Below are 3,981 nucleotides of genomic sequence, written 5' to 3'. Positions count from 1 at the left end.
GCATAAAGATAGTAAAACCTTGATGACAGCGGACCCTCGATCAGCGTCTTGCAGGTCGATCCTTCGATGTGCCACCAGCCCTCGGTGATCCAGCCGGCCTTGGCGCGATAGCCGATGCCGACGCCCACCAGATTTTGCGTTGCGTTGCAAACGCGGAAGTCGGCCCGGGCCGGCGAGGTCGCGGCTATCGCGAAAAATCCCGCGCCGACGATCAGCAACGGCAGGGCCAGGCGCTTGCGCAGCCGGCCGGCAAAACCCATCGCAGATCCCCTTGCGAACCACATTTGCATCTCTCGAAGCCCCTTTTCAGCAAACTCCGGTCGCATGTCAACGCGCCGTTTTGTTCAATTCCAATCGATTTAGAAGGGCCCGTCGCGCAAATTCTCCCCGCGCCGGGGATTTTTTGCGGAAACCTTGGCCAAACAACGGCATTGCGCCGGCGTCTTCTTCGTGGAATGACGATACCACATCGCAGCCGCCATCCCCTTTTCAGCCGATGACCCGATCCACAGTTTTCACGCCGTTCGACATTGTCGAGGGCGACCGCAAGAAGGGGGTCGTGCTTCTGGCCGACCACGCCCGCCGCGACCTGCCGGAGGAATATGGCAGCCTCGGTTTGCCGGCATCCGAATTCGACCGTCACATCGCCTATGACATCGGCGTCGAGACGGTGACGCGCGAGCTCGCGACCGCGCTCGACGCGCCGGCGGTGCTGGCAGGCTTCTCGCGGCTGTTGGTCGACCCCAACCGGGGCGAGGACGACCCGACCATGATCCGTCAGCTCTATGACGGCACCGTGGTGCCGGGTAACTATCCGATAGCTCCGGAAGAGCGCGAACGGCGGCTCGACCGCTTCTACAGGCCCTATCACGACGCCGTCGGCGCGATGATCGCCTCCGTGGCGCATGCGTCGGGCAAGGCGCCGTTCATCTTCTCCGTCCATTCCTTCACGCCGGTGATGCAGGGCTTCGTCCGCCCCTGGCATGTCGGCGTGCTGTGGGACCGCGACGACCGCGTGGCGCGGCCGCTGATCGACATGTTGGCGCAGGACAGGTCCCTCGTCGTCGGCGACAACGAGCCCTATGACGGCGCGCTGCGCGGCGACACCATGTTCCGCCACGCCATCGTCAACGGCTACGCGCATGCGCTGATCGAGATCCGCCAGGACCTGATCGCCGACCGCGCCGGGGCGCTCGCCTGGGCCGAGCGGCTGGCGCCCATCGTTGACGCCATCGACCGCCGTGCCGATATACATCAGGTGAAGATGTTCGGCTCGCGCACCGGGCCGGTGTAGGCAGGCCGACAGTCCAGGAGTTTCCGAGATGACCGAACTCAGCGACGACCAGAAGCGCGATTTCGAGGCCGCGGCTTTCCGCCGGCTGGTGGCGCATCTGCGCGAGCGCGGCGATGTCCAGAACATCGACCTGATGAACCTCGCCGGCTTCTGCCGCAACTGCCTGTCCAACTGGTATCGCGAGGCCGCCGAAGCCGAGGGCGTGGCGCTGTCGAAGGATAAATCGCGCGAGATCGTCTACGGCATGCCTTATGCCGAATGGCAGGCGCTCAACCAGACCGAGGCTTCAGAAGCCAAGAAGGCCGAGTTCGAGGCCAAGCGGCCGAAGGATCATTGACGCTGTCGAATGCCTTCGCGACTTCGTCATTCCAGGGCGGAGCAAGGAGCGAAGCGACGCGCGCAGACCCTGGAATCCATGCCGTTACGACTATCGAAGAGTGCAGCGGTCCAGAATATGATCGTAGTGCACCCCGGGGATGGTTTGCGTCGTAGCGGCGCTTCCAGGTCACGGAATGGATCCTCGGGTCTGCGCGCGTCGCTTCGCTCCTTGCTCCGCCCGTGGATGACGAATGGAGGGGCGATTCTGCTAATCTCCAAAGCTGCAGTATGCCTCGAACAGAACCAATCCTCGGCCGCTCCCTTGGTCCAAGCACTTTCTTTGTTCAGTTCTTGACTACAAATTGAATCGATCTAATTTGCCGCGCGAACCATTTACCGCAGCGGAAATCCGGACGATGAGCATGCAAACCACGATGCAGGCCGCGACACGCGGCCGCTGGGCCGTCGCCGGTATCTTCCTCGCCAATGGTTTTCTGACCGGCAGTTGGGCGCCGCAGATCCCGGTGTTCCTGACCCGGCTCGACATCACTCGGTTCACGCTCGGCCTGCTGATCCTTTTGTTCGGCGTCGGCGCGGTCATTGCCATGACCTGCTGCGGCCATCTCATTTCCAGGCATGGCTCGCGCAGCGTGACGCGTTGGTTCGGCGTCTGCGGCAGCTTCGGCCTGCTGATCGTGGCGCTCGCGCCCAACGTGCCGCTGGCGGCCATCGCCATGCTCATCTTCGGCGGTTCGATCGGCGGCATGGATGTCGCCATGAACTCGAACGCCGTGGTGGTTGAAAGAAGGCTTTCCCGGGCGATCATGTCCTCCTCGCACGGCTTCTGGAGCCTTGGCGGCTTCGCCGGCGGCGCGCTCGGCGGCTATTCGATCCAGAACTACGGTTATCTTCCCCATGCCGTCGCGGTGACGGTGATCGCCTTTGCCGTGATCGCCTTCGCCATTCGCCATCTCGTCGCCGAGGACCGGCCGCAGGCTGTCGAGCATCAGAAATTCACGCTGCCGCGGCACACCGCCGTCTATCTGGTCGGGCTGATGGCGCTGCTCACTATGATCTCCGAAGGCGCGGTGCTCGATTGGGCGGCGCTCTTCCTGCATCAGGAACTGGGCGCCGACCTCGCGGTCGCCGGCCTCGCCTATGCCGCCTTCTCGGGCGTCATGGCGCTGATGCGCTTCCTGGGCGACAGCGTGCGCAACCGCTTCGGCGCAGTGCAGACCTTGCGCGGCTCGGCGCTGGTCGCGGCCGCCGGCATGCTGGTCGCCGGCCTCTCGTCCTCGCCTTACCTCGCCATCGCCGCCTTCGCCTTCTGCGGCTTCGGCATCGCCAACATGGTGCCGATCCTGTTCTCAGCCGGCGGCAACCAGGAAGGCATGTCGTCCGGCACCGGCATGAGCGTCGTCACCACCATGGGCTATTCCGGCATATTGGTGGCGCCGTCGGCGATCGGCTTCGTCGCGGAGCATTCGAGCTTCGGACCGATCTTCATTGCGCTTTCCGGGCTGCTGGTCGTCGTGCTCCTGATGGCAGGGCTCGCTCACCGCGCAGAATTCGCTCCCGAACCCGTGCCGGCCGAATAAAGCTTCAGCCCCTCATGCAGGAAATCCGCCACGCGGCGGATGCGCATGCTGGTGCGCACGTCGCGATGCATCGCGAGCCAGACAGGCAGGACCGGCAGCGGCACATCGGGCAACAGCTTTTCCAGGTCCGGATCGCGGTCGGCCAACGGCTCCTGGCCGAGGCCGATGCCGTTTCCCGTGCGCACCGCCTCCCACAGCACGATCTGGTTGTCGGTCCTAAAGCGGAAATGGCTGCGGCCGACCGGAATGCCGAACGACGTGAAGCCGCGAATGATCTCGTCACTGCGGTCGAAGCCGACCAAGGCGTGATCGGCGAGGTCGGCGGGGTTTTCCGGCCGGCCCCGCCGGTCGAGATAGACGCTCGCCGCGCATAGGCAGAGCGGAATGTCGGTGACCTTGCGCGCCACCAGTTCGTTCTGCGCCGGCCGAACCATGCGGATGGCGATGTCGGCATCGCGACGCAAGAGATTCTCGACCTGGTTGGAGGCGACGATCTCGACCTCGATGCCAGGCTCCTCTTCGCCGAGCCGCGCCATCATGTCCGGCAGAACGAAGGCGGCGACCACTTCCGAAGCGGCGATGCGCACCGTGCCCTCGATCGCCTCGACAGAGCCCAGCGCCAGCAGCGAGAACGCATTGGCCTCAGCGCTGACCGCCCGTCCGCGCTCGTAGAGCGTGCTGCCCGCCTCGGTCAGCTCGTAGCCGCGACGCGCACGCCGGAACAGCGTGACGCCGAGCGCGGCCTCCAGCTCGGCCGCCACATCGCCGAGC

General features: G+C 64.8%; 5 protein-coding genes. 3 read left to right on the top strand and 2 right to left on the bottom strand.

From position 1 onward, the window contains the following. On the bottom strand, positions 1-326 hold a 326-nt coding region (locus EOA27_RS26015), incomplete at its 3' end, for a DUF1036 domain-containing protein (protein ID WP_189562113.1). A 170-nt stretch (positions 327-496) separates the two neighbouring features. On the opposite strand from EOA27_RS26015, the gene EOA27_RS26010 reads away from it, so the two are divergent. The 3 genes from EOA27_RS26010 (at position 497) to EOA27_RS26000 (ending at position 3,210) form a co-directional block, all read left to right on the top strand. Further along, positions 497-1,294, top strand: a complete 798-nt coding sequence (locus tag EOA27_RS26010) for an N-formylglutamate amidohydrolase (RefSeq protein ID WP_126080790.1) — start codon at positions 497-499, stop codon at positions 1,292-1,294. Positions 1,295-1,322: 28 nt separating this feature from the next. Next, complete coding sequence (locus EOA27_RS26005) at positions 1,323-1,631, top strand: DUF1244 domain-containing protein (RefSeq protein ID WP_126080789.1); 309 nt, start codon at positions 1,323-1,325, stop codon at positions 1,629-1,631. Positions 1,632-2,028: 397 nt separating this feature from the next. Beyond that, on the top strand, positions 2,029-3,210 hold the full coding sequence (locus EOA27_RS26000; RefSeq protein ID WP_126080788.1) for an MFS transporter: 1,182 nt from the start codon (positions 2,029-2,031) through the stop codon (positions 3,208-3,210). Here EOA27_RS26000 and EOA27_RS25995 read toward each other — a convergent pair. Next, positions 3,168-3,981: LysR substrate-binding domain-containing protein (locus tag EOA27_RS25995; RefSeq protein WP_127257598.1), on the bottom strand; the 814-nt coding region annotated here is incomplete at its 5' end. The genes EOA27_RS26000 and EOA27_RS25995 overlap by 43 nt on opposite strands.

Origin of the sequence: Mesorhizobium sp. M2A.F.Ca.ET.037.01.1.1 (assembly GCF_003998075.1) — a bacterium.
In the GTDB taxonomy this organism is placed as follows: Bacteria; Pseudomonadota; Alphaproteobacteria; order Rhizobiales; family Rhizobiaceae; genus Mesorhizobium.
This window is presented reverse-complemented; position numbering and strand designations above follow the sequence as displayed.